Genomic DNA, 24,713 nt, shown 5'->3' with positions numbered 1-24,713 from the left:
TCGGCCGTGATTGCTGAGTCGCATTTGCTCACGCCGCACAAGCGCGGTCAGGTTCTCGCGCACGGCGGCGACTACTGGGTGATCCGCGCCGCGACTCTAACGCACGTCAAACATCAGCACGAGACCGTCTCGGTGAGAGAGGGAGTGTGGCGCGTGAAGCATGGTGAGCGCGCCGCGCATTGGGGATTTACCATCCCGACGGCGGACTAGTTTGCCGCTTGATCTCTGCTCCTGCCTCCTTATATAAGGAGGCAGACAGGAGGGATCGACCATGACGAAAAAAGAGGCCGGTTTACAACTCCGCGCCGCACTCGTTCTATGCTCCCCTGAGCAGGCGTCGGCTGTGAATGATATTCTAGAGATCGGCGCCGGTGACATCGCCCCGCCGAAGGACGCGACTCTATCCGGCCCGGCCGAGGTTCCCGTCGAGCGGCGCCACTCCTATGATAATCTAATGGACGCGGTGTATGGCTGCCGGCCGGACAGTGGCGGTGAGGAGTGGCAGCCGGTCCACGCGGGAGATTGGGAGAGCGTGCTCGCGACGCTCGTGATCGAAGGCGCGTGGGATAAAATCGAGCAAGTGGCGAAGGAGCTGCGCGACGAAGACACTGAAGAGCAGCGGGCAGCGCGTCGCGCCATGCGCGGCTAGATGCTCCTCACCGAAGCGCAGAAAAAGATTTTCCTCCACCTCCCCGTTTACACGCCGACCTTGCTCGCGCTCACCGATCCGGCCATGACGGCGCTCGTGCTGCGCGTCGACAGCCTCCAGTCGTTCAAACAAAAAAGATTGCGGCTCCAGGTGGCGATCGCCGGCTATGAGCACGACGGATCGCATCTCGCGTGCGTCGCGTTTCGCGTTTACGACAACGAGGACAACCCGCTCGAAGGCGACGCCAATCTCAACCCGCGCCAGGAGTCCGACCGCAAGGCGCTCGATCTGCTCACGCGCCAGGACCGCCTTCCTTTTATCTTTCTCTCCGCTGATCTCGTTCACTCGGTAGACAAGACCGTGAGCTGGCAGCCGGCGAGCCGCGCCGCCGCGCAGGAGGTATTCGACCACTCGAAAAACATCGGCCTTTTGAGCGGCAGTTTTGATCCCGAATTCCAGCGCGCCAAGGACCACTTTCAGTCGCTCAAATCCGTCAAGGATTTGCTCGCCCTAAAATAGATAAAAAACACCTTCTAAAAGTTGCCGTTGGATTTTTCGGCCGACTCGGCTAACTCCGCGATTTTGCGTTGCCGTTGGGAATTTTAGGTCTGCCGTTGGATTGCCGTTGGATTGGAAAAATGGCGGCAAGGTTTTAGGTGAGTTTTTGGCGTGTCTGAGGCTGGGAAAAGCCGTGCTGGGCGTGGGTTTTTCGCGTGCTCAGAACGCCAAAATCACGCCGTTTTCGCCCGCAAATAATTCGCCACTTTGGCCGCCGCTGCAAATAATTCGCTAATTTTCGGTTGGATTTGGCCGCCTGAAATTCTGCTTCAATGAAGCCGAAAAGACCGCGCCGTTGTTGAGCTTTCCCCGCGAATTCCCGCCTTATCCCGCGATCTCCCGCCGCCGCAAATAATTCGCCAACTGACATAGGCGAATCAGATTGGTGCCGGAGAAGGGACTTGAACCCCCACGGAGTTGCCTCCATCGGATTTTGAGTCCGACGCGTCTGCCGTTCCGCCACTCCGGCGCGTCTTAAAATTGATAGCGTAGAGCCGCGGCGTCGTCAACCTTAGTACAAACGAAGTCCGCGATTTCGTTCATCTCGTTCGTTTGCTTGATTTACACCGCTCCAGAAAAATCCGCAGGGAAACTGCAAGCAATCACCCGATTGTTCGTTTCTGCGAAAGCGCTAGACTAAGGCAAGTCCCAAACTTTATCGAAAAGGGGGTGTAAGGGGATGAGACGCGCATTGGAGAGTTTGGCGGTGGTGTTGTTGGTCGTTGCGCTGGCCGGCTGCCAGGCGATGACCGGAAAAACGGCGGGGCAGAACGTCGACGACGCCAATCTTACGGCTTCGGTGAAGGCGAACCTGGTGGCGGATAAGGCGGCCAACTTGACGCGCATCGACGTCGATACCAACAACGGTGTTGTTTATCTGAACGGCACCGTCGAGTCACCGCAGCAAAAAGCGCGAGCTGAGCAGCTTGCGAGTCAGGTCAAGGGCGTCAAGAAGGTCGTCAACAACCTGCAAGTCGCTCGGGGCTAGCGGGGCGGATCAATTCGGTACCAGCGGGCTGAACTCGACGCCCGCTGGTGCCGGGCGCTGGCGCGCCCCGATATCTCCAGGAGGTTAAACGTCGTGGAACGACACGTATATAAAGCAAAGAAATTTAATTTGGCGGGACTCAACGGGATTTCCGATAGGACGCTGGATATGCACTTCGCCCTCTACGAAGGCTACGTCAAGAATACCAACCTCCTCTCTGAACAATTATCGGAGATGGTGCGCAACAAGAAGGCGTCCGGCAGCAATCCCGCCTATTCAGAGATCAAGCGCCATCTTGGCTTCGAATATGGCGGCATGGTTCTCCACGAATATTATTTTGGAAATCTCGCGCCGAAAGGCAAAGGCAGCCCGTCGGGTGAGCTTAAACGCGCTCTGGAGGAAAGTTTCGGTAGCTTCGAGGGCTGGAAGACTGATTTTACGGCCGTGGGAAGCATGCGTGGCGTGGGCTGGTCGGTTCTCTATCACGATCCGGTGACCGGCCAGCTTTCGAACCACTGGATCGAGCTGCACGAAGTCGGAGTTCCTTCGGGCTTTAAGCCCGTCCTCGTCATGGACGTCTGGGAGCACGCGTTTCTGCTCGACTACAAGCCGTCGGAGCGGAGCAAGTACATCGAGGCGTTTTGCTCGAATATCAATTGGGACGCGGTCAATAAATTCTTTAGTAGCTCCGCCGCCGTCCGTCCGGCGGCGGCATAACCACGGACTGTTCTCGCGGTCAGCCCTCAAGCGCGAGCCGCTCCGGGCGAGCTCAATAGAGTTCTGCCTCGAGGGCCGCCCGCGCCGTCCACCCCGACGGTGCTTACTCCCCTGTTCAGGGCCTGCCGTGTCGCTACACGTCACTGTGACCTCGCCCTTCGAACTCGCTCTCTCGGGCTTTATGTGGCACTGGGTTCGAAGCTAAGTAAATTTGCTGAGGGGACAAGAAACGAGCATAACGAGGCGCGAGCCCCGAGGCGACTGAGGCGTACTCTTCTTGTACGCCGCAGGGAGTCCGAGGGGCGATGAACGAAGTTAGGCGAAGTTTATTGTCCCCTCAGAAGAGGATTTCGCGGCATTCGGCGAGCGAAGAGACCCCAATTAGTTCTGGAGCTTTGACGTGCGTTAGCTGCGCGCTGTTGCTCTTGGGGAGAACGGCGCGCTCGAAGCCGAGCTTTCCCGCCTCTTTGATACGCGCTTCGGCCTGGGCGATGCCGCGAATCTCGCCTGCGAGTCCCACTTCGCCGAAGATCACGGTTCTCGGGTCGATGGCCCGCTCGCTGTAGCTCGATCCCACGGCGGCGACGATGCCCAAATCGACCGCCGGCTCCTCCACCTGCACTCCGCCCGCGACGTTGACGAAAATATCCTGATTGAAAAGCTTGAGCCCCATCTTTTTCTCCAGCACGGCGACGAGCAGCGCGACGCGGCTGTGATCGACGCCGATCGTGGTGCGGCGCGGCACGGCGAGAAAAGAGTGGCTGACGAGAGCCTGCAATTCGACGAGGATCGGGCGCGTTCCCTCCATGCTGCAAACGACCGCCGAGCCGGGCGCCGAAAGCGGCCGCTCCAGGAGAAAAAGCTCGGACGGGTTGCTCACTTCTTTGAGACCGCTCTCTTTCATCTCGAAGACGCCGATCTCGTTGGTCGAGCCGAAGCGGTTTTTGACCGCTCTGAGAATTCTGAAGTTGTGCCCGCGGTCGCCTTCGAAATAGAGAACCGTATCGACCATGTGCTCGAGCACGCGCGGTCCGGCGATCGATCCGTCTTTGGTGACGTGGCCGATGATAAAGGTGCTGAGGCCGCTTTTTTTCGCCAGCGTGATGATCGAGCCGGAACACTCCCTTACCTGGCCGATGCTCCCTGGCGCCGACGGGAGCGACGAAGAGAAGATCGTCTGGATCGAATCGATCACGAGAACCGCGGGTTTGGTCTTTTTTATCTGCTCCAGAATTCTATCCAGCGCGGTCTCGCTTAAAATGAGCAATTGCGGCGAGGCGATGCCGAGGCGCTCGGCGCGCATTTTGATTTGCCGCGGCGATTCTTCGCCGGAGACGTAGAGACAGGTGAGGCCGTTGTGGCTGAGAGCGGCGAAGGCCTGGATGAGCAGCGTCGATTTGCCGATTCCCGGATCGCCGCCGATCAAGGTCACGGAGCCGGGAACCAGACCGCCGCCGAGAACGCGGTCGAACTCGCTGATGCTGGAAAGAACTCTGCCTTCTTCCGCGGTCGAAATATCGGCGATGGAGGTCGGGGTTTCCTTCGCGCCAAGATTAAATTCGTCGCGCGGGTTGGCGGCGCGCTCGAATTTTTCCTCGACCAGCGTGTTCCATTGATTACAGTCGGGACACTTGCCCAGCCATTTCGGCGCTTGGAAACCGCAGTTCTGGCAGGCGTAGACGATTTTTGCTTTCGCCATAAAAGTAGCTTTCAGCTATCAGCCATCAGATCATAGTCGCCCTCTCCCGCTGGCGGGAGAGGGCAGGGGTGAGGGTGCCTGTCTCGAAAACCCCCTCATCCTAACCTTCTCCCTCGAGGGAGAAGGAAAATTGGTCGGCATAGATCTCTCAGAACCCTTAAAGCCATAAGTTACGGAACTGGGTCGCGACCACTCGATCGTACGGCACCGGTTTTGAAAGCAGTCCCATGTCTTGAGCGAAGCGGTTCATTTGGACGACGGTTTCTTCGGAAATTGTTGCATCATAGTAAGGCAGATCGCGCCGAATCAACTCCGCGATCAATTCCGCCTCGGCCGGCGGAAAAATCCGCCGGCCGATCTCCGTCGCGCGCGCCGGCTCTTCTCGCAGCATCTTCTGCGCGCGGACAATTGCCCGTACGCCGGCGGCGGCGCTCTCGGGCTCGCGGTCAATTCTGGCTTGTGTCGTGAGTAGAGCGGGAAACGTGTAGTGGCGCGCGGTCTCGGGTCCGTCGCCGCGCCGGACGTCTAGAATAATGGTCCCGACGCCGCGGCTGACGGCGATCTCCGCGCCCATGGCGTTGGCCCAGAAGCCGTCGATCTCTCCCTCTTCCAGAGCTTTCGCCGCCGTAAGGCCGAATGAAACCGTTGCGCCGGTCGCGCCGGGAACCGGCGCGATTTGCACGTTGTCGCGCGCCGGATCTATTCCCGCTTCAAGCAATAGACGCTTGAGGCCGTAGTCCACACCCGGGGCCGCGCCGATCCTCAAACCTTTGACGGCGCCGATATCGCCGCGTTTTGCGCCGAGATCGGCGCGCAGCACGAGCAGCCAGTACATTCTCTGCCCGAGCGCCGCCAAAAGCTTCGCCCCTTTCCAATCCGGAAACGCCATGAGCGTGGCGTGCGCCGAACCGGCGACGAAATCAAGCGCGCCGTCGCGCAGCGCCTCCATCGTCTTCGGCACGGGAAAGAGCAGCTCGACCTTTTCGATATCCAGGCCCTCGTCCTTAAAAAATCCAAGCTCGGCGGCGGCAATGGCTGGGAAGTAAGAATTAGAGATCAGGTCGGGAACGGCGATGCGCATCACGAGATCTCACATCTCAAATTTCATATCTCATATCGCCTATTTGAAATTTGAGATTTGCGATTTGAGATTCGGAACGTAGCGAGTGTTCGCCGCTACGTTCCGACGGGCTGTTCCGCGCGCCAGGAGTGGAGATACTTCACGACTTCAGCGAGCGGCAAAACGTCGGCGTACTTCTGATTCATGTCGAACAGGTTGATCGCGTGGCACACCTCGTGGCGGTCGAAAACGCACTCTTCGGTCACGATCATGCGAAAGCGGTACGTCGTGCCGTCCACCACACTCGCGCGCACACAGCCGCTCGTGCTCTCGCCGCAGGTGATGATCGTATCGATGCCCAGATGGTTGAGATGGCCGACGAGCGGCGTGCCCCAAAAGGCGCTGGGAGAGGATTTTTTCAAGACCGTTTCGCCGGGAAGCGGCTCGACCTCGTCGATGATGTCGAACTTGCGGCGGCGCCGGTCCAGCTCTTCCGGGCTCAACTTGCTGCGGTCTTCGTTGCTATTGCGCCGGGCCGACCATTCGGCGACTCCGGCGTCGCCCAAGCCCGTTACGTGGACGATCGGAATGCGCACTTCGCGCGCGGTTCTGAGCAAGGTCTGAATATGGGGAATTGCGTTCCATGCCGCCATGCCGCAGTTGCCCGGCCAGGTTTTGATCGCTTCCAAAACCGGCTGCGGCGTGTCGCCAAAAACCCAGCGGTAAAGGTCGATCAAAAGCAGCGCGGGTTTTTGGCCGAAGCCGATTTGTCTTGGCGGCTTCATCGCGACGTGCGCCTTGTCCTGTTCGGTGAGAAAACGATCCCACACTCGCTCAATGCGCTCGGCCATGGTGCACCTCCTTAAACTTGATTCATGTTTATCACCGCGTTGATTGAAGGGTCAAGGCGACGAAGCACAGGTTGCTCTAAGACTCTCCATATAATAAATCTATCCAGTCATGTCGCCTGATTTTATGCAGGAAGAACTCGAAGCACTGAAGCGCCGCGGGCTCTATCGCAAGCTGCGCCGCGTCGAGGGAGAGCAGGGGCCGACGCTCATCCTCGACGGTTGCGAAGTCCTCAATTTTTCATCCAACAACTATCTCGGCCTGGCGAATCATCCGGCGCTCAAACAGGCCGCGAAAGAGGCGGTCGATCGCTACGGTTGCGGCGCAGTCGCCTCACGTCTCATATCGGGAAACATGACGTTGCACGAAGAGCTGGAAGAAAAGCTCGCCAAGCTCAAAAACACCGAGGCCGCGCTTGTCTTCAACTCCGGGTTTCAAGTCAACGTCGGAATCATTCCAACGCTTGCGGGCGAAGGCGACGTAATCTTCAGCGATGAATTGAACCACGCGAGCATTATCGACGGCTGCCGTCTCGCGCGCGCCAAAACGATCGTCTATCCGCATCGCGATCCAGCGCGACTCGAAGACGCGCTCAAGAAAGCGCCGGCTGCAACACGGAAGCTAATCATTACCGAGACGCTCTTCAGCATGGACGGCGACGAGGCGCCGCTGGCGGAGATCGTCGAGCTGGCGGAGCAGTATGGCGCACTCATCATGGTCGATGAAGCGCACGCGACCGGAGTCGCAGGTCCGAACGGCGCCGGAGTAGCCGCCAAGTTAGGACTCGGCGAGCGCATCCCGATTCAGATGGGGACGCTGGGAAAGGCGCTCGGAGGGTTCGGCGCCTACGTCGCCGGCAGCCGCGCGCTGCGCGAATTCCTCGTCAACCGCTGCCGGAGTTTTATTTTCACGACCGCGCTGCCGCCGGCGGTGCTGGCGGCGGCGATCGCGGCCGTCGATCTCATATATCAGGAGCCGCAGCGGCGTCTCGCGCTCTGGCACAACATTCGGGCTATGCGCGAAGGGCTTCAGAGCTTAGGGTTCTCACTAGGGAGTAGCGAGAGCCAAATTTTACCGCTGGTTATCGGCGACGCGGAAAAATGCATGGCCTTCTCCGAGCGGCTGCTGCACAAAGGAGTCTTTGCCCAAGGCATCCGCCCGCCGACGGTGCCCGAAGGGACGTCGCGTCTAAGAATTACGCTCATGGCGACGCACACGCACGAGCACCTGCATCGCGCAATCAAGGCCTTCGAAGAAGTCCGCCGAGAGTTCAAGGATTGAAAGCCATGTCTCGGAGTTACGAACAACTTAAACAACTCGACTATAGATATTTATGGCATCCGTTCACGCAAATGCAGGAGTGGATGGACGAGGAGCCGTGTATCATCGAGCGGGGAGAAGGACACTATCTGGTCGATGTTCATGGGAAAAGATATCTTGACGGAGTCTCTTCGCTCTGGTGCAACGTGCACGGCCATCGCAAAGAGGAGCTGGATCGGGCGATCACGGAACAGCTTGCCCGCATCGCCCACTCGACTTTTCTCGGACTCAGCCATGTGGCCGGCATCGAGCTGGCGGAAAAACTTATTGCGATCGCGCCTCCCGGTCTTCAGCGTGTTTTTTATTCGGACGACGGCGCGACAGCGGTCGAGATCGCGCTCAAGATCGCCGTTCAGTACTGGCAGTTGAAAGAGGAAACCGGCCGCACGCGCTTCGCGTCGCTCGTCGAGGCGTATCATGGCGACACGGTCGGCTCGATGGGCGTCGGTTACTCGGAGACTTTTCACCGCTTCCACCGCTCGCTTGTGGCTCCGGCCTTGCGCCTCAACCCGCCGCATGTTTTTCGCTGGTTCAAGCGGATGAACGAGGAGGAGGCGTTGAAGCGTGCGATAGCGGAAGCCGAGGAAAGACTGACCAAAGAAAAAAGCACTCTAGCGGCGCTGATCGTCGAGCCCCTGATGCAAGGCGCCGCCGGCATGTGGTCGCAGCCGGCCGATTACATCAAGGCGCTCGGCGAGATCTGTCGCAAGAACCGGATTCTCTTCATCGCGGACGAAGTCGCGACCGGTTTCGGCAGGACGGGAAAGATGTTCGCCTGCGAGCACGCCGGCGCGAGCCCGGATATCCTCTGCGTCGCCAAAGGAATCACCGGCGGCTATCTTCCCTTGGCGGCGACCCTCACGACCGAAGAAATCTTTTCGGCGTTCCTCGGAGAGTCCCGGGAATTCAAGACCTTCTTCCACGGGCACACGTACACCGGCAATCCGCTCGGCTGCGCCGTCGCCCTGGCGAGTCTTGAGCTTTTCGAGAAGGAAAACATTCTTGAACGGATGCAGCCGAAGATCGATTATCTCAAGCGCAGGCTGGAAGAAGAATTTCTGCCGCTTGCGCACGTTGCGGATGTCCGGCAGTGGGGCTTCATGGTGGGAATCGAGCTGGTCGAAGATAAAAAGAACCGGAAGACTTATCCGACGGAAAAGCGAATTGGGCACAAGGTGATTCTTGAAGCGCGAAAACGCGGCGTCATGGTCCGGCCTTTGGGCGACGTGATCGTCCTGATGCCGCCGCTGACGATACGTGACCGCGAGTTGAAAGATCTCCTGGATGTTACGCTAGAATCGATAAAGGCGGTGACTGAGAGTTGATGTGCTCCCAGATGTCATTCTGAGGAGCGTAGCGACGAAGAATCTCTATTGTGGCCTAGGTAAATGAAGCAATACTACGTTTACATCATGACCAACGAATCTCGTACTCTCTATACCGGCGTCACAAACGATCTTGCGTTGCGCGTGTACGAACACAAGCAAAAACTCATCCCCGGGTTTACCGCTAAGCACAATATTACGCGCCTTGCATATTTTGAAACGACTGAAGATGTTCAAGCTGCTATTGCTTGGGAGAAACAGATAAAGGGATGGTTAAGGAGAAAGAAAATAGCGCTGATCGAGTCGATGAACCCGGAGTGGGCTGATCTAAGTACCCATCCTGAAAAGATACACCAAACCGGAGAGATTCTTCGCTGCGCTCAGAATGACAGAAAGGGAGCAGGTTAGCCGTCGTGGGAGCAGGCGTTTTCATTACCGGCACCGATACCGGCGTCGGCAAGACGTTCGTCGCCTGCGGCCTGGCGTCGTTACTGAGAGAATCCGGCTTCCGCGTCGGCGTGATGAAGCCGGCTGAAACGGGCTGCGTTGAAAGAGACGGGCGGCTCGTTCCCGAAGATGCGGTTCGCTTGAAGGAAGCTTCCGGCTGCGGCGAGCCGCTGGAAAAAATTTGCCCGTATCGTTTCAAAGATCCTCTGGCGCCGAGCGTCGCCGCAGAGCGCAGCGGCGCCGCAATCGACATCGACCCGATTTGGAAGCTCTACGGCGAGATCAGCTCGAAACACGACATCACGATCGTCGAAGGCGCCGGCGGCCTTCTCGTTTCGATCCTGCCTCATTACACCTATGCCGATCTCGCGAAGCTTTTGAAGCTTCCCGTTCTCGTCGTCGCCGCCAATCGCCTCGGCGCGATCAATCATCTGCTTCTCACGCTGGAGCACGCCTCCTGTCGAGATCTGCGTGTGCTCGGTTACATTTTGAACAATCTGGAGAGCCAAAGGTCTTTAGCGGCGGAGACCAACGCCGAAGCGTTGCGTTTTCTAACCGCAGTCTCTTGCCTCGGAGAAATTCCCTATATCGATAACTTGAAGACTAACCGTACTCTCTTTGAGGAGAGGTTGGAAAAGGTTTTGGGCGCGATTCCTCTGCTAGGGCAACGTTAAGTTTCGAAGCCGGGCTATGCTGCGCCGCCGGCGCGGAACTGCCGCAATCCCGGCCATGCCGTCCAAACAGCCAAGGTGAGAATAATTCCTACGACGCTCCCGATGAGCAGCGCGCCGGGCGCGCCGATCAGCGCCGCCGTGAAGCCCACCACCATCGCACCGACGGAATTGGCTCCCTGAGAAAACATGTTGAAGATGGAAAAGGCCCGGCCGCGCACGTGATCGGGCGTGAGAAGGTGAAAAGCCGTCTGGCGCATCACCGCCTGCAAGGCATTCGTCAATCCCAGTCCGCCGACCAGCACGAGCGCCACCCAGAAGTTTTGCGATGCCGCAAACAAACCCAGCCCGACGCTGAATAGAAGAAAGGCCCAGAGCGCGAGGAGACCTTTGCGCTCTACGTGCCTGGCCAGGAGGAGCGCGAGCGTGGCGACGGTTCCGCCGACGGCCGGCGCCGAGGCCAAAAGCCCGAAGCCCGCAGGCCCGACTTTAAAAATATCTTTGGCAAAAACGGGTAACAGAGGGCGATAGTAACCGACGCCGACGATGGCGAAGTCCAACAGAACGAGGGTCAAAACCGTCCGCTGGCCGATCAGAAAACGCACGCCGCCGAGAAGGCTTTTTAGCGAGAAAGTTTCCTTGACGTGGTCGGGTATGCGCGGAACTTTCAGTAAGAAGATTCCGATCGCCGCGGGAAGATAAAACAGAGCGTTTACCAAGTAGGCGCTGCCCGCATCCATGAAGGCGAAACTGAGGCCTGCGAGCATCGGACCGATAAAATGAGAGCCTTGGGAGATGCTGGAGTTGAGCGATACGGCGTTGGTTATGTGGGAACGGGGCACCAGCCCGGAGACTATCGCTTGGCGAGTCGGATTGAGCACGATGTTGACGCCCGACGTCAACGCCGTGCCGACGAGAATGTGCCAGACTTCTATCGTGCCGGCGATCGTCAAAAGGCCCAAGATAACGGCCACGAAAAAGTTCGCGGCTGTGGTTAGAAAGAGAAGCTTGCGGCGATCGATGAAGTCGGCGAGCGTGCCGGCAAAAATTCCGATGGCAAATAACGGGATGCCCTGGGCGAGGCCGGTGAGCCCGAGCTGGAACGCGGAGCCCGACAATTCGTAAACGTGATACAAATTTTGCGTTTGGCGCATCTGATGCGCCATCGTGACGAAAAGCGACGTTGCGAAAAGCAGGCTGAAATCGCGATAGCGGAACGACGCCCATGGCAGCAGAGGGCCCGTTGGGTTGTCGTTTCCCGGTGGAGTATCGGCCATGGATGTGGTTTCACCGTCGGCTGGTTTCAAATCCGCCCTACTTGTTAGAATTTCTTATGACCTCGTCATAGAGCGCCTTGAGAGGGATTTTTTTCCTTGCGGCGATTCGTTTTAAGTCGTCGTACTCGGGCGTCGCTCGTTTGCTCCCGTCGGATTGTTCGATAATTTTGACCGCCACCGTGCCGAATTTGGTCTTCACGCGGCCGGCGCTGCGCTTCAGGATCAGGCGCTGGACGGGATAATAACGCAGGCCGATCGTCGTGGTCTCGCTAAAGACAATATTCGTTAGATTTTCCCTGAGAACCGGTTCGGCGATGATTCGCAGCAAAGTCCCGGGCCGATTTTTTTTCATCTGGATCGGCGATAGAAAAACATCGCGCGCGCCGGCCGCGAACAATCGATCGAGAACGTAGTCGTAAAACTCCGGATTCATGTCGTCGATGTTCGTCTCGATGACCACCATCTCGTCTTGCGCCAAGCTGGCCGAATCCTGGCCGAGAACCAACCGGAGAACGTTGGGACGATCCGAAAACTCTTTTGCGCCCGCGCCGTAGCCGATTTTTTCCACTGTCATCTGCGGCGTTGCGCCAACGCGTGATCGCAGAGTAGCAATAATGGCAGCAGCCGTCGGCGTGACCGTCTCTCCGTCCAGGTCGATGAACTCGACCGGCAGGCCTGTGAGAAGTTCCAGCGTCGCGGGACCGGGCAGCGGCAGCACACCGTGGCGGGAGCGAGTCACGCCTCGTCCTAGCGGGATGCGCGAGAAATGGAGGCTGTCGATCTTTAGACGGTGAATCCCTATCGCCGTGCCGACGATGTCCACGATCGAATCGGTCGCGCCGACTTCGTGAAAATGGACTTTTTTCGGCGTCACACCGTGGATTTTCCCTTCCGCTTCGGCCAGGCGCGTGAAGATCGCGACGGCGCGTTCCTTAACTTCGGCTTCCAGCGCGCTGCCGTCGATCAAACGGCGGATCTCTTCCCACGTTCGCTCTGCCTCTTTTTTGCCGGTGAGCACGCGAAAGCGGGTCGCGCGAATAGCGCTCAGTTTCTTGGTCCCGATCTCGAGGCGGTATTTCAGCGACGGGATTTTTTTAAGCTCCCCCTTGAGCGTCTCGAATGGAAGGCCGAGGTCGAGCAGGGCCGCGACGAACATGTCGCCGCTCGCCCCGCCGATCAGATCGCCGTAAACGATGCGCATCGGCTAAACTTTCCAGATTGTCGGGATCGTAGCAAGCTCCCTCGGGAAACGCGCTCTCGGCTGCGGCCGATAGGTCTCTACCTTGAGGGCCGCCGCCCAATCCGCACCGAGTGTGATGACTCCACCGGGCGGGGCCTGCGCCGACCTCCACGTCCCTGCGTCCGCAACCTCGCTCGCGCTTCCCTCGGTCGCTCCGGATTTCTCCGGCCTCTCTTTTCTCCCGGGACCGCCCTGTTCCCATAAGCGAAGATCGACTCGGAGGCGTTGTAACTCTCTGCGATGCCGAGGACAAGCAGCATCGATGTTCGAGCCCGTTTTGTTTTTAGGGCGAGTTTCGATGCTGCCCGAGGCGAGCAGTTAGAGTTACAGCCGAGGAGGCGCTGAGCCAAGGGGATAGGGTGGTCCCGTTCTTTCCTCACCACGGCGTGTGGATCTCTTTGCCGCTCAGCTCGACGTAGATCTTCTCGGGCTTAAACGGCTTGCCCGCCAGTCGGTCGGCGAGCCAATCGACGATCAGAGTGCGCGAGCGCGGGTTGCGGATCGAATGCTTCTCGCCTTCGTAAACGACCAGAACTTTAGGCCCGCGGATTTGTTCGATCAGGTCGTACACGAATTCGATCGGGCACAGCTCGTCGTCTTCGCCGGCGACGATGAGATAGGGGCAAGTGATTTTCGAGGCGATCCTGGTGAGCGTCAGCGTCTTGGCGAACTCGTCGAAGGCCGCCTCGTCGTCGTAACCCGACATGTACATGTAGTTGAGCTTGAAGGTCGGCGAGGCGGTGTTGAAGATCGTGTACTGTCCGGGCTCGACGCAAACGCCGCTCACGGCGCAGGCCTTGAAGCGCGGCTCGGCCGCGGCGACGCGCGGCCCCCAGTACGAGCCCATGCTGGAGCCCATGATCGCGAGGCGGTTGGCGTCGATCTCGGGCCGCTTGACCAGATAGTCGCAAGCGAGCTTGCCCGCGTCTTCGTAATTCGACGCGGTACACTTGATGCCGCGCGCGCGCGTCTCGCCCTGGCCGGGGCCGTCGATCGCCAGCACGGCGACGCCTCGCTCCAAAAACGGGTCGTTGTGGAGCGGGTTGTCTTCTTTGACGCCGTCCATGCCGGGGATGTAGAGCACGCAGGGAACTTTTTCGCCCGCTTTCGTGCCGGGCGGCAAGTGTAAAAGCGCGGCGATCGATTTCCCCTCGTACGGCAGATCCACGCGCTCGATCGGCCGGCCGGCGAACTGGATGAACTTGTCGTAGCAGGCGCGTTTTTTTTCGCCCCAGGCGATCCGCTTGGTATTGTTGTCTTCGTAGATCGCCCACATCGCGTTGGTGTAGAAAGTCGCCGCGACGTAGTAGTGCTCGCGCGCTTCCACGTTGTGGCCGGCGCTTTCCGCCTCGCGCGCCAGTCCTTCGCGGCGCTCGGCCGCGCGCGAAAACTCGCGCGGGATGTCGGTGAATTTTTGCACCCTGCGGCCGATCTCGCGCAGCTCCGCCTCCACGCTCGGACCGCAGTTGCGGAGGATCTTTCCGCTCCGGCCCTGGTCCCAATCGATGCCGCGGCTTTGGATCACCTGGTCGAGAAGCCACCTTTGCTCGCGCCAGCGTTTCATTTTTCGTTCAGTCTCAACTCTCATGGTCACCTCATCTCGCCTTCACGAACCTATCGTCGATGAACTTTTTGAGATCGGCGTTCTTGAGCGCGGGCGCGCTTTCGGCGAAACTCTCGCGCACGGCTTCGAGCCCTTTGAGCGAAGGATACGGCGGGCTCGTGAGCGCGCTGGCATATTCGCGGTACCCCGCTTCCAAGATCGAATCCTTCTCCACTTTAGCGTAGCGCTTCAGAACGACGAGCGCCGCCTTGGAGTTCTCCGCATAGATCTTCGCGCCCTCGGTCAGCGCCGTCATGAATGCGCGCGCGACGTTCGGATTGGCGTTGACGTAGCCGCGTTGGGCGGCGATGCCGGAGAAAGTGAACTCTTTGCCCAGGTCCGGGATGAAAAGGAGGCGGCGATAGCCGAGATCGAGCGCGGCGGTCGAGAACGGCGGCGAGAGGATCGCCGCTTGAACCGCACCGGCGCGGAGACCCGTGAGAATATCAGGTATGCCGCCCATGCTGATCAAGCTGACATCTTTCGACGTCAGACCGAAATGCTCCAGAGCCGCTCTCACCGCCAAATCGGCCGCCGAGCCGATGCGCGTGATGCCGATCTTTTTGCCTTTGAGGCTTTCGCCCCGCATGATCGCCGGCTCGGCCACCAAGGTGAAGACCATTTTATGGACGGTCGTCCCGATCCAGACGAAATCCGCCCCCTGCGCCCAGGCCGCCATCATCGGCCCCGGCGCGAGGTGGCCGAAGTCGATTTCGCCGGCGAGGAGCGCCTGCGCCGCCGTCGTGCCGCTACGAAAATAGATCAGCGACGAATCGAGGCCGTGCTTCTTGAAGATCCCCTGTTCATGCGTCAGCCACAAACCGCCGATGCCGGCCGAGATCGCGCTGTAGGCGACCTTCACGGGGCGGTTTTGTCCGGCTGCGCTGCCGGCTACAAGCCAAAACAGCGCGAAGACTAAATGCGCGCTGCAAAAACGCTCAACGTTGGTCACGAGGGGTTCCTTTAAGTCCGCTAAACTCTAGTCAAAAAAGCCCGCGATGGCAATGCCGTTCGCCGCCGAAACATTGACGCTGAGAGGGATTTGTGCCTATAATAATTTCAGTTGGTTTTCCTCTTTTAGTCTGATATCAAAGCCGACAATCAGCCATGCTTTTCGATTTCGCCAATGTTCTGGTTTTTACGGCCTTGGGCGCCGGTTTCGTCGGCGTCAACTTACTCATAGGCAAGCTGCTCAGGCCGAACAACCCCCAGACGCGCAAGCTTTCCACGTATGAATGCGGCGAGCCGGCGGCCGGCAGCGCATGGGTCAACTTCAATATTCGTTTTTACATCGTCTCTTTGATTTTCATCATCTTCGAGGTCGAGATCGCCTTTATGTTCCCCGTAGCGACCGCTTTTCGCCGTTGGGTCGAAAGCGGGCAAGGCGGCTTTGCCTTCATCGAAATTCTGGTGTTTGTCGGCATCCTCTTCCTCGGTCTGGTTTACGCCTGGGCCAAAGGCGATCTCGAATGGGTCAAGAAAGTTCAAGCGCAATAGAGGGGTAACTAAATGCAACCGCTGCTGAATTCACTGCCCGAGACGGTTTTTACCACCAAGGTGGATCAGCTCCTCAATTGGGGCCGGGCCTCTTCACAGTGGTACATGCTGTTCGGCCTGGCCTGCTGCGCCATCGAGCTGATGCAGACCGGCGGGCCGCGCGCTGACGTGGACCGCTTCGGTTGCGTGCCTCGTGCGACGCCGCGCCAGTCCGATCTTATGATCGTCGCCGGGACGCTGACCTACAAGATGGCCAAGCGCACCAAGCTGCTCTACGACCAGATGCCAGACCCCAAGTACGTCATCTCGATGGGAAGCTGTGCCAATTGCGGCGGCTTGTTCCAGGTCGCCTACTCGGTGTGCAAAGGGGTCGATAAAATCATCCCGGTGGATGTCTACGTGCCGGGCTGTCCGCCGCGGCCCGAAGCCCTGACCGAAGGTCTCCTCAGAATTCAAGATAAAATGATGCGCGAGCGCTGGCTGGTGCGCGCTCCGGCGGCGGCCGAGGGGCAGACGGGTACATAGGTGGAGGCCCAAGAGATCTACAATAAGCTGGAGCGGCAGTTTCCGGGCAAAGTTGGCAACTTTCGCGGCGACGTCATCGACCCGTGTCTCAACGTCGACGCCCGGGCCGTCGTCGATGTCTGCCGCTACCTCAGGGACGATCCCGAAACGGCTTTCGAAGTTCTTTCCGATCTGACCGCCCTCGACCTTTCCAAAGAGGACAAGTTCCAGGTCGTCTACCATCTCTATTCCTATTCCAAGCGTCACCAGATCGTCCTGAAAGCCGATCTGCCGCGGGAGGGCACGCCCAGCATCGCCACGATGGAGGGCGTCTGGAAGGCGGCCAACTGGTTCGAGCGCGAGGTCTTCGATCTTTTCGGCGTGATTTTCGAAGGCCACAGCGACCTTCGCAGAATCATGCTGCCGGAGGACTGGGTCGGCCATCCGCTGCGCAAAGACTACGTCGAGCAGGAAGAGTACGACGGCATCAGCACGCAGCGGGCGCCGCTGGTGGAAAAATTATTGCGCTGAGGTGCTTCGATCCTTCGGCTAGCTCAGGACAGGCAAGGTCAGCACGGATTTTAAAATGAGCGAAGCGGTTGTTCCCGAGAGCGAGGCTTTCCACACCGAGGACATGACCATCAGCGTCGGTCCGCAGCACCCGAGCACGCACGGGGTGCTGCGCTTCGTGGTCCGGACCGACGGCGAGGTGATCAAGGACGCGATCCCCGACGTCGGCTATCTCCATCGCTCGATCGAGAAGATCGGCGAGAAGTGCACCTGGCACGGCTATGTGCCGTACACCGACCGCGCCGATTATCTCGCGGCGATGTTCGCCAACCAGGGCTTCTGCATGGCGGCGGAGAAGCTCGGCAACACCGAAGTCACGCGCCGCGGGGAATTCTGTCGCGTCATCGCCTGCGAGCTCAACCGTCTCGCGAGCCACCTCATCTCCGTCGGCACGTTCGGCCAGGATATCGGCGCGATCACGCCGTTTCTCCACGCGCTCCGCGAGCGCGAGACGATCAACGATTTAATGGAAGAGATCTGCGGCGCGCGGCTGACGTACAATTACATTCGCATCGGCGGCGTCGGCTACGACATCACGCCCGAGATCTGCGCCAAGATCACCGTGTTTCTCGATCATTTCGAGCCGATCATCGACGAATACAACCGTTTGCTCTCGTACAATAAAATTTACATCGAGCGGCTCGCCGACGTCGCCGCGATCACCAAAGAAGAGGCCTTTCAGTACAACCTCGTCGGGCCGAACCTCCGCGCGTGCGGCGTCAAGTGGGACGTCCGTAGAGATATTCCTTACTCCGTTTACCCGGAACTGGAATTTGATGTTCCCGTCGGCACTGGCGCCATAGGCACGCTGGGAGATTGCTACGACCGTTACTGGGTGCGCATCCGCGAGCTGGAAGAGAGCTGCAAGATTCTCCGCCAGTGCCTCAAGATGATACCCAAGGGGCCGGCGATCTCCAAGGTCGCGCGCAAGTTCAAGCCGCCCGCGGGCGAGGCGTACGTCCGGGTCGAAGCGCCGCGCGGCGACATGGGCTTTTACGTCGTGAGCGACGGCAGCGAGTATCCGTATCGCGTGAGAATCCGCACCGGGTCGTTCACGGCGATGGGCATCATCGACAAGCTGAGCCGCGGCATCATGGTCGCCGACTTGATCGCTCTCATCGCCAGCCTCGACGTGGACGCGCCTGAAATCGATCGCTGAGAAAATCATGCGGGAATTTGTCGATCAGTTGATCCAGCAAGGCTACTTTCCGGGAGTGCCGCCTCAAGTCGTCTATGCCCTGGCAATGATCCTCGTGGCCTTCGCCGTCCTCTCTTTCTTCGTCGCGCCGCTCGCGGGCGTGACGAGCTGGCTCGAGCGGCGGGTGTGGGCGCGGATGCAGTCGCGCGTCGGTCCCAATCGCGTCGGACCGCAAGGGATTTTGCAGTGGATCGCCGACGGCATCAAAAATCTACTCAAAGAGGACATCATCCCGACGGCCGCGGACAAGATTCTTTTCCCGCTCGCGCCCTATATCGTTTTTGTCGGATTTTTGTGCACCTTCGTCGTGATTCCCTTCGGCGGCGCGCTGATCGTCGCCGATCTCAACATCGGCATCCTTTATCTACTCGCGGTCACGTCGATCGTCGTCGTCGGCATCCTGATGGCCGGCTGGTCGTCGAACAACAAATGGTCGCTGCTCGGCGGCATGCGCTCGGCGGCGCAAATCGTGAGCTACGAAATTCCCGCCGGCCTTTCCGTGCTGACGATCATCTTCGTCGCCGGCACCATGAGCACGCAAGGGATCATCCAGGCCCAGGGCTGGGCGCCCTGGGATTGGTATCTATTTTACAATCCGTTCACCTTCGTCGCCTTCTTCCTCTTCTTCACCTCGGCGCTCGCCGAGGGCAACCGCACGCCGTTCGATATCCCGGAGGCGGAGTCGGAACTCGTCGCCGGCTACGTGACCGAGTACAGCGGCATGCGCTTTTTATTTTTTTTCTTCGCCGAGTGGGGCAACCTCTACGTCATCGGCTCCGTGGCGACGATTCTTTTTCTCGGCGGCTGGCAGGTGCCCAATATACCCTGGGTAACGGATCAGCCGATCGTCCTGGGCATTCTCCAGTTCGGTGTATTCTTCCTAAAGGCGTATCTCTGGGTCTTTGTATCCATGTGGGTGCGCGCGACTTTGCCGCGCGTCAGGGTCGATCAATTGATGGCGCTCTGCTGGAAGTACATGGTGCCGCTTTCGTTTCTCTGCGTGATCGGCACCGCGGCCTGGATGGTCGTCTGGCCGCAGGGAAACCGATGGGCCAGCGTCGCGATGTTCGTCATTGGCACGGCAATCCTGGCTTTGTTCGCTAAGCGCGTGGGCTACCAGATCCGCCACTCGCGGCCGGAGCTCTACCTGAAGCCGTATATTTAGGCGAAGGCTTTGACTTTCTATTCCGACTGAAATATCCACTAGAACAATATGGGAGCATATCTAAAAAACATCTTCGAGACCGTGACGACGATTTTCGAAGGGATGTCGATCACCCTATCGCATCTGGTGCGCCGGCCGATGACGATCCAGTATCCCGACCGGATCGAAAAACCGGTCCAGGAGACGCTGCCGCTCCGCTACCGCGGAATTCTCGAAGTGGATATGGACATCTGCACCGGCTGTCTCGCCTGCGAGAGGGTGTGCCCGATTACTTGCATCACGATCGGCATCGACATGAACAAAGAGACCAAGCAGCGTAGCTTCAGCCACTTCGACATCGACATCTGCAAGTGCATGTACTGCGGTCTCTGTGCGGAGATCTGTCCGACAGGGTCGATTCGCCATTCGCAAGAGTTCGAAGGCGCGAGCTATAACCCGGCCGGTCTGGTGCGCCACTTTGTCACGGAGCCGGTATCGCTTTATAAGCCCAAGAAGGGCGGCGAGACGGATCCGACCATGGCCAAGAAGGTCGAGATCGGACAAAAGTATCTGGACGAGTTTGCCACTCCGGAGGGAACGGGAGCGGCCGGAGCGGGAGAGGGATAGATGGTTGATGAGTCCGGCGCATCGGCCGGTCGCCGTCCTCGATTCCCGATCGTAATTCACTGACCCAAAAAGCTTCGGCTTTTTGGGATTTTTTTTAAGCGCGAGACGAATTTATGGAACTTGCCACGGCAGTCTTCTATCTGGTTGCTATCGTCACGGTCGGCTCCGCCGCGATGGTGGCGTTCTCGCGCAATATCATATACTCGGCTTTTTCTCTTCTCGGGACCTTCGCCGGCGTGGCCGGGATCTACGTCCTCTTGGGCGCGGACTTCGTGGCCGCCGTGCAGCTTTTGATCTACGTCGGCGGCATCCTCGTCCTGATCCTCTTCGCGGTGATGCTCACGCACAGAATTACCGACGTGCAGATTACCAACCGCGCGGCGGGAAGAATTCCGGGGCTCGTGCTCGTCGCGGTGCTGCTGGCGCTTTTGATCCAGACGATCCGGGAGACCCCCTGGGCGAAGGCGAAGGAGATCGTTTATGCTCCGACCTCGGCGAAAATCGGCGACATGTTTCTGCAAGAATATCTGCTGCCCTTCGAGCTGGCCTCGTTGGTCTTGCTCGCGGCGCTGATCGGCGCCGTGGTCCTGGCGCGGAAGGAAATTAAGGAGTGACGAACGAAAGCCGCCACCCGCTCTCCGAGCCCGCGCAATGGGTTCGTGGTTATTCCGACCGGCGGTCATCGGATGCGCGGGCTCTTCGAACGGGCAGCGGCTTTCATTCGAGGGAAGGGAGAAGGTTGGAGATGCTTCGGCGAGGTGACTCGCGCCGCGAGCGGCCGCCTTTGGGAGATTTTTAAGTGGAGATCGGGCTCACTCATTACCTGATTCTCGGCGCGACCGTCTTTTGCCTCGGTCTTTACACCGTGCTCACGCGGCGGAACGCGATCAGCGTGTTGATGGGAGTGGAGCTGATCTTAAATTCGGCGAATATAAACTACGTCGCCTTCGCGCATTACAGCAGCGGCGGCGTGGACGGTCAGATTTACGCGATCTTCGTCATCATGCTGGCGGCGGCCGAGGCCGCCGTCGGGCTCGCCATCGTGCTGGCGATTTTCCAGATCTTCCACACGATCGACGTCGGCGCGATGGAAACGCTAAAGGAATAAGGCGGAAGGATGAAGGCGGAAAAAACAGAGGAAAATTTCATCCTTCATCCTTTATCCTTCATCCTTTTTGGGTAAAGATGGAACATCCGATTCAGACAGATTATTTGAGGTGGATCGTTCTCCTGCCGCTGATCGGCGCCGCGTTGAACGGCCTCCTCGGAGCGCCGTTACAGAAGCGGATCGGCAAGTGGTGGGTGAGTCTCGTCGCCTGCGCGCCGGTCGTGCTGTCGTTTGCGCTGTCTCTCGCCGCCTTCTTCAAGCTCCTTGCGCTCAAGCCCGAAGAGCGCTTTCTGATCGACAAAGTTTATTCCTGGCTTTCGCTCGCCTCGCTCAACGTCGACGTCTCTTTCTGGGTCGATCCGCTGTCCGCAGTGATGATCCTCGTCGTCACCGGCATCGGCGGCCTCATCCATATCTATTCGATCGGCTACATGCACGACGACCGCTCGTACTGGCGCTACTTCGCTTTCCTCAATCTGTTTACCTTCTCGATGCTGCTGCTCGTCACGGCGGACAGCCTGCTCTTGATGTTCATCGGCTGGGAGGGCGTCGGCCTCTGCTCCTGGGCGCTGATCGGCTTTTGGTACCACGACCACACGAACACGCGCGCCGGCAACAAAGCTTTTATCGTCAACCGCGTCGGCGACTTCGGCTTCATACTGGGAATCTTCTTGGTCTTCTGGTCCTTGGACCAGCAAGGCCACGCGACCGTCACGTTCCGTGAGATCGCGAAGCACGCTGCGCTGCTCCAGGGCCAGCAGATCTGGGGAATCGGCGTGGTCACGCTGGCGACGTTGTTTCTCTTTGTCGGCGCCACGGGAAAGTCGGCGCAGATTCCTCTCCATGTCTGGCTTCCCGACGCGATGCAGGGCCCGACGCCGGTCAGCGCGCTCATCCACGCCGCCACGATGGTTACCGCGGGCGTTTACATGATCGCCCGGCTGAATTTTCTCTTTTCCATGGCCCCGTTCACGCTGTCGATCGTCGCGGGCATCGGCGTCGCCACCGCGCTCATGGCGGCGACGATCGCGCTCACCCAGACCGACATCAAGCGCGTGCTCGCCTATTCCACCATCAGCCAGCTCGGCTACATGTTTTTGGCCGCGGGCGTCGCGGCTTACGGCGCGGCGATTTTTCACCTGATGACGCACGCGTTCTTCAAAGCCTGTCTATTTCTCGGCTCGGGCAGCGTAATCCACGCCATGGGCGGAGAGCAGGACATGAGAAAGATGGGCGGGCTCAGAAAGTACATGCCGGCGACCTTTGCAACTTTCACCATCTCGGTCCTGGCGATCGCCGGCGTGCCGGGATTGTCCGGATTTTTTTCCAAGGATGAGATTCTCTGGCAGGCCTTTTCCAGCGAGCACGGCTCGGTCCGGCTCTGGCTACTGGGCGTCGTTTGCGCCGGCCTGACGGCGTTCTACATGTTCCGCCAGGTGTTCATGGTCTTCTTCGGCGAGTGCCGCGCCGACCACCACACGAAGGAACATCTGCACGAGTCGCCGAAGGTGATGACGCTGCCGCTCGTCGTGCTCGCGATCGGCGCGATCGTCGCTGGCTGGATCGGCCTGCCGGCGGTCTTCGGCCCGAATCTTTTTGCCCATTGGCTCGAACCGGTTTTGGGCGGACATCACGAAGTCCACGCCTCGGCGGCCGAGGAGCTGAGCTTGATGGGAATATCGGTCGGCGTCGCCGCGTTCGGCGTTTTCCTCGCCTACCTCATGTACTACAAGCAAGCGCTGTCGCCGGAGCGCTTTTCCTCTCTCGCCGGCGGGCTATTTTACCGGCTGTTCAACAACAAATATTATTGGGACGAATTTTATCAGTTCGTTTTTGTCGGCGGGACGCTGCTGCTCGCCCGCATCGGCGTCTGGATCGACCAGCACATCATCGACGGCATCGTCGATGGATCGGCCAAGGCGACGGCGTTCGTCTCCTGGCTGAACGGCCTTTTCGACAACTACATCATCGACGGCATCGTCAACGCCCTGGCGAACGTCACATTCGGAATGGGCAACAAATTCAGAAAGGTCCAGACCGGCAACATCAACAGCTACCTGTACGTGATTCTCGCCGCGGTAGTGGTGGCGATCATCATCAAGTTGCGCTATTCGAGCTGATTCGAATGGGGGAAGCGAAATATGACAGACCACGTTCTCACCTACATGGTTTTTTTTCCCGTGGCCGGCATGCTCGTCGTGCTCCTGCTGCCAAGCGACCGTCACGGTCTGATCCGCTGGACGTCGGCCATCTTCACGGTTCCCCCGCTGCTGCTCGGGATTTGGCTCTATCGCAATTTCGACGTAACGAATCCAGGTCTCCAGTTCAAAGAGCAGGTCGATTGGATTCCGGCTTACAACATCCAGTATTTCGTCGGCATCGACGGCATCAGCATCTCGATGGTGCTCCTGACCGCGCTCTTGAGTTTTCTTTGCATCTTCGCCTCCTGGGGGATCGACAAGGGCGTCAAAGGCTACTTTGCGCTCTTTCTTCTGCTCGACGCCGGCATGATGGGCGTCTTTGTCGCGCTCGACTTCTTTCTCTTCTACATTTTCTGGGAAGTGATGCTCTTGCCGATGTATTTCCTGATCGGCATCTGGGGCGGGCCGCGGCGTGAGTACGCCGCGATCAAGTTCTTTCTCTATACGCTCTTCGGCAGCGTGCTCATGCTGCTGGCGATCCTGGCGCTCTATTTCACCAGCGAGCCGCACACGTTCGACATGACGCAGTTGATCGCCCGGAGCGGCAAGTACGCCACGACGCCGCTTTCCATGTGGCCGTTCGATCAGTTGCGCTGGGGATTCCAGCACGTCGTCTGGATGGCGCTGTTTATCGGCTTTGCGATCAAGATTCCCGCCTTTCCGTTTCACACCTGGCTGCCGGACGCTCACGTCGAGGCGCCGACGGCGATCTCGGTGATTCTGGCCGGGGTTCTTTTGAAGATGGGGACGTACGGAATTCTCAGGATCAACTACCCGATGCTCCCGCAGGCGACCGCCGACCTGGCGTATGTTTTCCTCGCCGCCCTCGGCACCTGGAACATCATTTACGGCGCGCTCTGCGCCATGGCGCAAAAAGATTTCAAGAAGCTCGTCGCGTACTCGAGCGTGAGCCACATGGGCTACGTCATGCTCGGCATGGCGAGCTTCACGCCGCAGGGCATCAGCGGCGCGGTCTTGCAGATGTTCAATCACGGCACCATCACCGGCATGCTCTTTCTCATGGTCGGCGTTATTTACGACCGCGCCCACCACCGCGACATCGAGGGCTTCGGCGGCCTGGCGTCGATCATGCCGCTCTACACAGGCGTCAGCGCGCTGGCGATATTCGCGTCGATGGGATTGCCCGGCCTTTCGGGATTCATCTCGGAAGTGCTGGTGTTGCTCGGATCGTGGCAGAAATATACCATCCTCACCGTGTTCGCGGCGACCGGCGTGATCCTGACCGCGGGATATCTCCTCTGGACGATCCAGCGCGTCTTTCTCGGCGCGGCCGACGAGAAGTACAAGATGCTGCCGGAGATCACCGGCCGGGAGCTTTTTACCATGATCCCGCTCGGAATCATCGTGATTATCGTCGGGGTTTATCCGAGCGTGGTTCTCGATCTATTGCGCGCCTCGCTGGACCAGCTCAATCAAATCGTCATCCCGCATCTCAGCTAA

Annotated in this window: 27 protein-coding genes and 1 tRNA gene; 19 read left to right on the top strand and 9 right to left on the bottom strand. The window is 59.0% G+C overall.

The window, feature by feature from the left end; genetic code table 11:
- The 3 genes from VGL70_17075 to VGL70_17065 all read left to right on the top strand — a co-directional run.
- Nucleotides 1-210: hypothetical protein (locus VGL70_17075; GenBank protein HEY3305238.1), on the top strand; the 210-nt coding region annotated here is incomplete at its 5' end.
- A gap of 61 nt (nt 211-271) precedes the next feature.
- On the top strand, nt 272-649 hold the full coding sequence (locus VGL70_17070; protein ID HEY3305237.1) for a hypothetical protein: 378 nt from the start codon (nt 272-274) through the stop codon (nt 647-649).
- On the top strand, nt 650-1,168 hold the full coding sequence (locus VGL70_17065; protein ID HEY3305236.1) for a hypothetical protein: 519 nt from the start codon (nt 650-652) through the stop codon (nt 1,166-1,168).
- Between the two features lie 133 nt (nt 1,169-1,301).
- Here VGL70_17065 and VGL70_17060 read toward each other — a convergent pair whose 3' ends face one another.
- Both VGL70_17060 and VGL70_17055 read right to left on the bottom strand, forming a co-directional pair.
- On the bottom strand, nt 1,302-1,577 hold the full coding sequence (locus VGL70_17060) for a hypothetical protein (GenBank protein ID HEY3305235.1): 276 nt from the start codon (nt 1,575-1,577) through the stop codon (nt 1,302-1,304).
- Between the two features lie 13 nt (nt 1,578-1,590).
- A tRNA-Leu gene (locus tag VGL70_17055) sits at nt 1,591-1,676 on the bottom strand.
- A 210-nt stretch (nt 1,677-1,886) separates the two neighbouring features.
- Between VGL70_17055 and VGL70_17050 the strand changes: the two genes are divergently transcribed.
- Together VGL70_17050 and VGL70_17045 are read left to right on the top strand one after the other, a co-directional pair.
- The gene (locus VGL70_17050) at nt 1,887-2,195 is read left to right on the top strand and encodes a BON domain-containing protein (protein HEY3305234.1); all 309 of its coding nucleotides are present in this window, start codon (nt 1,887-1,889) and stop codon (nt 2,193-2,195) included.
- A gap of 93 nt (nt 2,196-2,288) precedes the next feature.
- Nucleotides 2,289-2,912: a superoxide dismutase gene (locus tag VGL70_17045; GenBank protein HEY3305233.1), complete on the top strand. Its 624-nt coding sequence runs from the start codon at nt 2,289-2,291 to the stop codon at nt 2,910-2,912.
- Between the two features lie 337 nt (nt 2,913-3,249).
- Here the strand turns inward: VGL70_17045 and radA are convergent, their stop codons facing one another.
- The 3 genes from radA to VGL70_17030 all read right to left on the bottom strand — a co-directional run bounded on the left by radA (nt 3,250) and on the right by VGL70_17030 (nt 6,522).
- The gene (radA, locus tag VGL70_17040; protein HEY3305232.1) at nt 3,250-4,611 is read right to left on the bottom strand and encodes a DNA repair protein RadA; all 1,362 of its coding nucleotides are present in this window, start codon (nt 4,609-4,611) and stop codon (nt 3,250-3,252) included.
- 157 nt (nt 4,612-4,768) lie between these two features.
- Nucleotides 4,769-5,692, bottom strand: coding sequence for an ABC transporter substrate-binding protein (locus VGL70_17035; protein HEY3305231.1), 924 nt, complete (start codon nt 5,690-5,692; stop codon nt 4,769-4,771).
- Nucleotides 5,693-5,787: 95 nt separating this feature from the next.
- Nucleotides 5,788-6,522 carry an isochorismatase family protein gene (locus VGL70_17030; GenBank protein HEY3305230.1) on the bottom strand — a complete coding sequence of 245 codons (735 nt, stop codon included), beginning with the start codon at nt 6,520-6,522 and terminating at the stop codon, nt 5,788-5,790.
- Nucleotides 6,523-6,631: 109 nt separating this feature from the next.
- Here VGL70_17030 and bioF point away from each other — a divergent pair, with 109 nt between their 5' ends.
- From bioF to bioD, 4 genes are all read left to right on the top strand, one after another.
- A complete protein-coding gene (gene bioF / locus VGL70_17025; protein HEY3305229.1) occupies nt 6,632-7,801 on the top strand; it encodes an 8-amino-7-oxononanoate synthase in 1,170 nt (389 codons plus the stop codon).
- A gap of 5 nt (nt 7,802-7,806) precedes the next feature.
- Nucleotides 7,807-9,165, top strand: coding sequence for an adenosylmethionine--8-amino-7-oxononanoate transaminase (gene bioA / locus VGL70_17020; GenBank protein ID HEY3305228.1), 1,359 nt, complete (start codon nt 7,807-7,809; stop codon nt 9,163-9,165).
- A gap of 63 nt (nt 9,166-9,228) precedes the next feature.
- A complete protein-coding gene (locus tag VGL70_17015; protein HEY3305227.1) occupies nt 9,229-9,573 on the top strand; it encodes a GIY-YIG nuclease family protein in 345 nt (114 codons plus the stop codon).
- Nucleotides 9,574-9,578: 5 nt separating this feature from the next.
- Complete coding sequence (bioD, locus tag VGL70_17010; protein ID HEY3305226.1) at nt 9,579-10,286, top strand: dethiobiotin synthase; 708 nt, start codon at nt 9,579-9,581, stop codon at nt 10,284-10,286.
- Nucleotides 10,287-10,300: 14 nt separating this feature from the next.
- Here the strand turns inward: bioD and VGL70_17005 are convergent, their stop codons facing one another.
- The 4 genes from VGL70_17005 to VGL70_16990 all read right to left on the bottom strand — a co-directional run bounded on the left by VGL70_17005 (nt 10,301) and on the right by VGL70_16990 (nt 15,355).
- Nucleotides 10,301-11,590, bottom strand: coding sequence for an MFS transporter (locus VGL70_17005; protein ID HEY3305225.1), 1,290 nt, complete (start codon nt 11,588-11,590; stop codon nt 10,301-10,303).
- Between the two features lie 7 nt (nt 11,591-11,597).
- Nucleotides 11,598-12,761, bottom strand: coding sequence for a nickel pincer cofactor biosynthesis protein LarC (larC, locus tag VGL70_17000; protein ID HEY3305224.1), 1,164 nt, complete (start codon nt 12,759-12,761; stop codon nt 11,598-11,600).
- Between the two features lie 415 nt (nt 12,762-13,176).
- Nucleotides 13,177-14,388 (bottom strand): prolyl oligopeptidase family serine peptidase, encoded by a 1,212-nt coding sequence (locus VGL70_16995; GenBank protein HEY3305223.1) that lies wholly within the window; start codon nt 14,386-14,388, stop codon nt 13,177-13,179.
- 7 nt (nt 14,389-14,395) lie between these two features.
- Nucleotides 14,396-15,355, bottom strand: coding sequence for an ABC transporter substrate-binding protein (locus VGL70_16990; GenBank protein ID HEY3305222.1), 960 nt, complete (start codon nt 15,353-15,355; stop codon nt 14,396-14,398).
- 155 nt (nt 15,356-15,510) lie between these two features.
- Here VGL70_16990 and VGL70_16985 point away from each other — a divergent pair, with 155 nt between their 5' ends.
- The 10 genes from VGL70_16985 to VGL70_16940 all read left to right on the top strand — a co-directional run bounded on the left by VGL70_16985 (nt 15,511) and on the right by VGL70_16940 (nt 24,713).
- Nucleotides 15,511-15,900: an NADH-quinone oxidoreductase subunit A gene (locus VGL70_16985; protein HEY3305221.1), complete on the top strand. Its 390-nt coding sequence runs from the start codon at nt 15,511-15,513 to the stop codon at nt 15,898-15,900.
- Nucleotides 15,901-15,912: 12 nt separating this feature from the next.
- Nucleotides 15,913-16,425: an NADH-quinone oxidoreductase subunit NuoB gene (gene nuoB / locus VGL70_16980; protein HEY3305220.1), complete on the top strand. Its 513-nt coding sequence runs from the start codon at nt 15,913-15,915 to the stop codon at nt 16,423-16,425.
- On the top strand, nt 16,426-16,935 hold the full coding sequence (locus tag VGL70_16975; protein ID HEY3305219.1) for an NADH-quinone oxidoreductase subunit C: 510 nt from the start codon (nt 16,426-16,428) through the stop codon (nt 16,933-16,935). It abuts the gene before it with no gap.
- A gap of 55 nt (nt 16,936-16,990) precedes the next feature.
- Nucleotides 16,991-18,133, top strand: a complete 1,143-nt coding sequence (locus VGL70_16970; protein HEY3305218.1) for an NADH-quinone oxidoreductase subunit D — start codon at nt 16,991-16,993, stop codon at nt 18,131-18,133.
- 7 nt (nt 18,134-18,140) lie between these two features.
- Nucleotides 18,141-19,337: an NADH-quinone oxidoreductase subunit NuoH gene (nuoH, locus tag VGL70_16965; protein HEY3305217.1), complete on the top strand. Its 1,197-nt coding sequence runs from the start codon at nt 18,141-18,143 to the stop codon at nt 19,335-19,337.
- 48 nt (nt 19,338-19,385) lie between these two features.
- Nucleotides 19,386-19,943 carry an NADH-quinone oxidoreductase subunit I gene (locus VGL70_16960; protein HEY3305216.1) on the top strand — a complete coding sequence of 186 codons (558 nt, stop codon included), beginning with the start codon at nt 19,386-19,388 and terminating at the stop codon, nt 19,941-19,943.
- A 113-nt stretch (nt 19,944-20,056) separates the two neighbouring features.
- Complete coding sequence (locus tag VGL70_16955; GenBank protein HEY3305215.1) at nt 20,057-20,557, top strand: NADH-quinone oxidoreductase subunit J; 501 nt, start codon at nt 20,057-20,059, stop codon at nt 20,555-20,557.
- A gap of 185 nt (nt 20,558-20,742) precedes the next feature.
- Nucleotides 20,743-21,051 (top strand): NADH-quinone oxidoreductase subunit NuoK, encoded by a 309-nt coding sequence (gene nuoK / locus VGL70_16950; protein ID HEY3305214.1) that lies wholly within the window; start codon nt 20,743-20,745, stop codon nt 21,049-21,051.
- A gap of 77 nt (nt 21,052-21,128) precedes the next feature.
- On the top strand, nt 21,129-23,171 hold the full coding sequence (nuoL, locus tag VGL70_16945; protein ID HEY3305213.1) for an NADH-quinone oxidoreductase subunit L: 2,043 nt from the start codon (nt 21,129-21,131) through the stop codon (nt 23,169-23,171).
- Nucleotides 23,172-23,192: 21 nt separating this feature from the next.
- A complete protein-coding gene (locus VGL70_16940) occupies nt 23,193-24,713 on the top strand; it encodes an NADH-quinone oxidoreductase subunit M (protein HEY3305212.1) in 1,521 nt (506 codons plus the stop codon).

The organism is Candidatus Binatia bacterium, from assembly GCA_036504975.1.
In the GTDB taxonomy this organism is placed as follows: Bacteria; Desulfobacterota; Binatia; order UBA9968; family UBA9968; genus JAJPJQ01.
The sequence above is the reverse complement of the archived record's forward strand: the minus strand, read 5'-3'. Positions and strand labels throughout refer to the sequence as shown.

What these genes read in the sequence shown, in the direction of transcription:
- VGL70_17070 (HEY3305237.1), top strand. Translation starts at nt 272, where the DNA reads ATGACGAAAAAAGAGGCCGGTTTACAACTCCGCGCCGCACTCGTTCTA.
- VGL70_17065 (HEY3305236.1), top strand. Translation starts at nt 650, where the DNA reads ATGCTCCTCACCGAAGCGCAGAAAAAGATTTTCCTCCACCTCCCCGTT.
- VGL70_17060 (HEY3305235.1), bottom strand. Translation starts at nt 1,577, where the DNA reads ATGTCAGTTGGCGAATTATTTGCGGCGGCGGGAGATCGCGGGATAAGG.
- VGL70_17050 (HEY3305234.1), top strand. Translation starts at nt 1,887, where the DNA reads ATGAGACGCGCATTGGAGAGTTTGGCGGTGGTGTTGTTGGTCGTTGCG.
- radA (HEY3305232.1), bottom strand. Translation starts at nt 4,611, where the DNA reads ATGGCGAAAGCAAAAATCGTCTACGCCTGCCAGAACTGCGGTTTCCAA.
- VGL70_17035 (HEY3305231.1), bottom strand. Translation starts at nt 5,692, where the DNA reads ATGCGCATCGCCGTTCCCGACCTGATCTCTAATTCTTACTTCCCAGCC.
- VGL70_17030 (HEY3305230.1), bottom strand. Translation starts at nt 6,522, where the DNA reads ATGGCCGAGCGCATTGAGCGAGTGTGGGATCGTTTTCTCACCGAACAG.
- bioF (HEY3305229.1), top strand. Translation starts at nt 6,632, where the DNA reads ATGTCGCCTGATTTTATGCAGGAAGAACTCGAAGCACTGAAGCGCCGC.
- bioA (HEY3305228.1), top strand. Translation starts at nt 7,807, where the DNA reads ATGTCTCGGAGTTACGAACAACTTAAACAACTCGACTATAGATATTTA.
- VGL70_17015 (HEY3305227.1), top strand. Translation starts at nt 9,229, where the DNA reads ATGAAGCAATACTACGTTTACATCATGACCAACGAATCTCGTACTCTC.
- larC (HEY3305224.1), bottom strand. Translation starts at nt 12,761, where the DNA reads ATGCGCATCGTTTACGGCGATCTGATCGGCGGGGCGAGCGGCGACATG.
- VGL70_16995 (HEY3305223.1), bottom strand. Translation starts at nt 14,388, where the DNA reads ATGAGAGTTGAGACTGAACGAAAAATGAAACGCTGGCGCGAGCAAAGG.
- VGL70_16985 (HEY3305221.1), top strand. Translation starts at nt 15,511, where the DNA reads ATGCTTTTCGATTTCGCCAATGTTCTGGTTTTTACGGCCTTGGGCGCC.
- nuoB (HEY3305220.1), top strand. Translation starts at nt 15,913, where the DNA reads ATGCAACCGCTGCTGAATTCACTGCCCGAGACGGTTTTTACCACCAAG.
- VGL70_16970 (HEY3305218.1), top strand. Translation starts at nt 16,991, where the DNA reads ATGAGCGAAGCGGTTGTTCCCGAGAGCGAGGCTTTCCACACCGAGGAC.
- nuoH (HEY3305217.1), top strand. Translation starts at nt 18,141, where the DNA reads ATGCGGGAATTTGTCGATCAGTTGATCCAGCAAGGCTACTTTCCGGGA.
- VGL70_16960 (HEY3305216.1), top strand. Translation starts at nt 19,386, where the DNA reads ATGGGAGCATATCTAAAAAACATCTTCGAGACCGTGACGACGATTTTC.
- VGL70_16955 (HEY3305215.1), top strand. Translation starts at nt 20,057, where the DNA reads ATGGAACTTGCCACGGCAGTCTTCTATCTGGTTGCTATCGTCACGGTC.
- nuoL (HEY3305213.1), top strand. Translation starts at nt 21,129, where the DNA reads ATGGAACATCCGATTCAGACAGATTATTTGAGGTGGATCGTTCTCCTG.
- VGL70_16940 (HEY3305212.1), top strand. Translation starts at nt 23,193, where the DNA reads ATGACAGACCACGTTCTCACCTACATGGTTTTTTTTCCCGTGGCCGGC.